The sequence below is a fragment of the Streptomyces sp. UH6 genome, assembly GCF_013421635.1.
Taxonomy (GTDB): domain Bacteria; phylum Actinomycetota; class Actinomycetes; order Streptomycetales; family Streptomycetaceae; genus Streptomyces; species Streptomyces abyssomicinicus.
Genome location: NZ_JACADT010000407.1, coordinates 1 through 4,845, shown reverse-complemented (window position 1 = coordinate 4,845; position 4,845 = coordinate 1). Strand labels below are relative to the sequence as shown.

The following is a 4,845-nucleotide window of genomic DNA, read 5'->3' as shown; positions in this document are numbered from 1 at the left end:
TCGCGGGCGTGCCGATGCGCTCCAGCACGTCGGAGCACACGTGCCGCGGCACGCGCTCCGGTTCGGCGCACAGCAGTTCCACCACGGCGGTGACGACCTCGGCGCCCCGGGCGACGAGCTCGTCGCGGGCCTGCGTGCCGCTCCTCCCGGAGCCGGCGAGCGCCTCGGCCACCTGATCCTTGTCCATGGCCCGGAACGGTAGCGGCAGCCACGGACAACGGAGCGGCACGGGCCGCGCGTGTGGCCGGAGCCCGAAGGATCTTCTGCCGGACGCCCCCGCGGGGGGAGCGTTTCGCGCTCGGCGATCCATGATCGATCAGCTGTCCCGTGGGAGCCTGACCGGTCGAACTCCCGGGTCGATCAGCACAGTTGCCGGATCTCCGGACGCGAGTGCATCAGTCCGTGCCGGACCCCTTTACGTCCCTGCCAAGCGTCTGTAACCATCCCGTCGCAATTCCTTGCAGAAAAATTCCGACAGAACTTGCAACCGGTCTCTCCCCTCCCCCTCACGGCGCGTCAGGCACCGGTCACGGGGGCGGCACGCCTGCCCGCGGGCGGTCGCCGCCCCCTGAGGCCCCGGCCCGGCCGCCCCGTCCTCCGGAGATCACGCATGAAAGAACGCACGCCCCGCAACAGACCGCCCAGACGCCTCCTGGCGGCCGTCACGGCCGCCGCCGGCGCACTCAGCCTGCTCGTGGCGATGCCCGCCACGTCCTCCGTGGAGGCGGACGCGGTGCCGGTGGCCGCCGCCGAGTCCACGGCGACCGTCTTCTACTACACGAAGACGAAGAACTGGGCGGCGTACAACCTGCACTACGCCCCGGACGGGGGCTCCTGGACCACCGTGCCCGGGGTCGCGATGGAGGCCGCCTGCACGGACTGGGTCAAGAAGACCGTCCCCCTGGGTACGGCCGGCGGGCTGCAGGCCACCTTCAACAACGGCAACGGCACCTGGGACAACAACGCGGGACAGAACTACGACCTGGGCACCGGCGCCATCACGGTCAAGGACGGGGTCGTGGCCCACAGCGACCCGTGCGCCGGCGGCACGGACCCCGATCCCAGCCCCAGCCCCACCCAGGGCGCCGGCACCGCCACCGTGTACTACTCCACCGCGAGCGTCGGCTGGACCACCACGAACCTGCACTACATGCCCGCCGGAGGCGCCTGGACGACCGTGCCCGGCGTCGGCATGGAGGCCGCCTGCACGGGCTGGACGAGGAGGACGGTCGACCTCGGCGCGGCGACGTCGATGAAGGCCGCGTTCAACAACGGCAACGGCGTGTGGGACAACAACAACGGCTCGGACTACACCATCGCGACCGGCGTGAGCACCGTGAAGGACCGGGTCGTGGTGAAGAACGCCGCCGACCCCTGCGCCGCCGAGGAACCCGACACCGAGGCGCCGACCGTCCCGACGAAGGTGACGGCCAAGGCCGACGGCGTGGCCGTCGTCCTGAGCTGGGAGCCCTCCACCGACAACGAGTCGGTGGCCACGTACCAGGTGACCCGCACCGGGGGTACCAAGGGCACGGTGGTGACCGACGTGAGCTCGACCGTGCTGTCGGTGACGGACCTGGAGGAGAGGACGGCCTACACCTTCACCGTCCGCGCCGCCGACGCGGCCGGCAACCTGTCCGCGGCCTCGGCGCCGGCCTCCGCCACCACCGGCGACCGGCCGCCCGCCCCCGCCCAGGGCAAGCCGCTGGGCACCGACCCGCGCAAGGACCCGATCTACTTCGTCCTCACCGCCCGCTTCAACGACGGTGACGGCTCCAACAACCGCGGCGGCAGCCAGCACGAGCGTTCCGGGAACGCCGCCAACGACGACCCCATGTTCCGCGGTGACTTCAAGGGGCTGATCGACAAGCTCGACTACATCAAGGGCCTGGGCATGTCGGCCGTCTGGATCACCCCGGTGGTCCTCAACCGCTCCGACTACGACTACCACGGCTACCACGGCTACGACTTCTACCGGGTCGACCGCCGCCTGGAGTCGGCCGGCGCGTCCTACCAGGACCTCATCAACGCGGCCCACGCCAAGGGCATGAAGATCTACCAGGACGTCGTCTACAACCACTCCTCCCGCTGGGGAGCCAAGGGGCTGTTCACGCCCAAGCACTACGGCGTGCGCGACGCCCAGTGGAGCTGGTACTACGACGAGCCCAACTCCGCCTTCGAGTACGACGGCCTGTCCGTCGAGCCGAAGTCCGGGAAGTCGTACTACAACGGCGACCTGTGGTCCACCGCGGAGCCCACCGGCAACACCTGCGTCAACTGGGGGCAGCCCACGCCGTCCACCTCGCCCGAGGGCTACCGCATCTACAACTGCCAGTGGCCCAACGCCACGTCGGGCGCCTGGCCCAAGGACATCTACCACACCTGCTGGCTGGGCAACTGGGAGGGCGAGGACTCCCGGTCCTGCTGGCTGCACGACGACCTCGCCGACCTCAACACCGAGAGCGCCAAGGTCCAGAACCACCTGATCGGCGCCTACAACAAGTACATCGACATGGGCGTCGACGGCTTCCGCGTCGACACCGCCGTGCACATCCCCCGCACCACCTGGAACCGGCGCTTCCTGCCCGCGATCCAGGAGCGGGTCACCCAGCAGCACGGCGCCGAGGCCGCGAAGAACTTCTTCGTCTTCGGTGAGGTCGGCGCCTTCGTGAACGACAAGTGGAACCGGGGCTCGGTCAACCACTCCGCGCAGTTCTTCACCTGGAAGGAACGCAAGGAGTACAGCGCCGACGACGCCAAGGCCGCCCTCGAGATGTACGAGTACGAGAACAACGCCGGCACGGCCGCGCAGCCGACGTCCGCCAACGCCTTCCTGTCGGGCAACGACTACCACGCTCCCGACCACAGCAGGTTCTCCGGCATGAACATCATCGACATGCGCATGCACATGAACTTCGGCGACGCGTCCAACGCCTTCCACAACGGGAAGGACTCCGACGACTCCGTCAACGACGCCACGTACAACGTCGTCTACGTCGACAGCCACGACTACGGCCCGAACAAGAGCGGCGAACGCTACACCGGCGGCACCGACGCCTGGGCCGAGAACATGTCCCTGATGTGGACCTTCCGCGGCATCCCGACGCTCTACTACGGCTCGGAGATCGAGTTCCAGAAGGGCAAGAAGATCGACTGCGGGCCCACCTGCCCGCTGGCGACCACCGGGCGGGCCTACTACGGCGACCACCTCGAGGGCGACGTGAAGGCCTCGGAGTTCGGCAAGGTCGACACCGCCACCGGCACGGTCGCCACCACGCTGGCCCAGCCGCTGGTCAAGCACGTGCAGCGGCTCAACGAGATCCGCCGGGCGGTCCCCGCCCTCCAGACGGGCCAGTACTCCACCGAGGGCATCAGCGGCGAGATCGCCTACAAGCGCCGCTACACGGCGGGCGGGACGGACAGCTTCGCCCTGGTCACCGTGACCCACGCCGCCACCTACGCCGGCATCCCCAACGGCACCTACAGGGACGCCGTCACCGGTGACACCCGGGTCGTCACCGACGGGAAGCTCGCCGTCGCCGCACCGGGCAAGGGCAACCTGCGCGTCTACGTCCTCAACGGCCCCGGCAAGATCGGCGCCACCGGCCCCTACCTGAAGTAGAGCACCGGCCCCTGCCGGAAGTGGAGCACCGCCGCCCACGGCCCCGGCGGACGCCCGCGGCGTCCGCCGGGGCCCCGGCACGCCTGCGTCTCCGCGTCACCTGCGGGCGGACCCTCAGCGGAACAGGCGGAGCGGGACCGCGTCCGCCATCGCCTTCATCCCGGCGTCGTTCGGGTGCAGGCCGTCACCGCTGTCGTAGGCGGGGAGGAGCCGGGCCGGGTGCGCGGGGTCGCGGGTGGCGGCGTCGAAGTCCACGAACGCGTCGTAGACGCCGCCGGTGCGGATCCAGGCGTTGACGGCCTGACGCCTCGCCTCCCGCTCCGGGGTGTGGAAGCCGAGGTCGTCCCCCTCGAACGGCATGATGGTCGCGCCGTAGGCCCGCAGACCGTGGCGGTGCGCCATCGCCACCAGCTTCCGGTGGCCCCAGACGACCTCGGCAGCGGTGACCTCCTCGTCGGCGGGGGCCGCCCCACCGCCCGGCTGACCGATGTCGTTGACCCCCAGCAGGACCACGACGTACTCGACGCCCGGCTGGTCCACCACGTCGCGCTCGAACCGCTTGAGGCCGGCCTCGCCGAAGAACGCCGCGTAGTCCTCGGCGGGGGTGCCGGCCGGCGGGTTCGGGTCACGCAGCAGACGGTTGCCGCTGATGCCGGCGTTGAGGACACCGAGACGGGACAGCGCCGGGTCGGTCCGCAAGCGCTCGGCGAGCCGGTCGGGCCAGCGGCGGTTGGCGTCGAGGGTGGTCTCCGCCCCGTCGGTGATGGAGTCGCCGAAGGCGACGACGGCCCCGGCCCGCCCCGGGCGCGGGCCTCCGGTGACGCTCACGCCGGACAGGAAGTACCACGTCGTGACCGTGGCGGTCGGTTCGACGGCCGGTTTGCCGGTGACGTTGCCGGGGGCGAGCCAGCCGTGCTGGTAGGCGAGGTTGTGCACGGTCGTGGCGGGGGTGCGGCGCGGGAGGTACACGCTGACCGTCAGGTCGGCGCCCGCCGGGACGTCGAGCGCGACGGGGTCGCTCCAGCGCCGGGTGCCGGGCGGCAGGGTGACCGAGGTGCTGCCGCCGAAGCGCAGGGGACGGTCGGTGTCCGGCCGGATCCCACCGGGCTCGCCCGGAGCGGCCAGGGCGACCCGGGCCTCGCCGATCACCAGGGGCGTCGCACCGAACTCGTTGGTCAGCCGCACGCGGACGCCGCGCCCGGCGGCACTGGTGCGCACGACCT

3 protein-coding genes are annotated in these 4,845 nt (G+C 71.0%); 1 reads left to right on the top strand and 2 read right to left on the bottom strand.

Features of this window, described 5'->3' with window-relative positions:
* On the bottom strand, positions 1-187 hold a 187-nt coding region (locus HW445_RS18690), incomplete at its 3' end, for a hypothetical protein (protein WP_180222142.1).
* A 423-nt stretch (positions 188-610) separates the two neighbouring features.
* Here HW445_RS18690 and HW445_RS18685 point away from each other — a divergent pair.
* On the top strand, positions 611-3,622 hold the full coding sequence (locus HW445_RS18685) for a carbohydrate binding domain-containing protein (protein WP_180222141.1): 3,012 nt from the start codon (positions 611-613) through the stop codon (positions 3,620-3,622).
* Between the two features lie 114 nt (positions 3,623-3,736).
* On the opposite strand, the gene HW445_RS18680 is transcribed toward HW445_RS18685, so the two are convergent.
* Positions 3,737-4,845 (bottom strand): SGNH/GDSL hydrolase family protein (locus HW445_RS18680; RefSeq protein ID WP_180222140.1); only part of this gene is annotated, 1,109 nt, incomplete at its 5' end.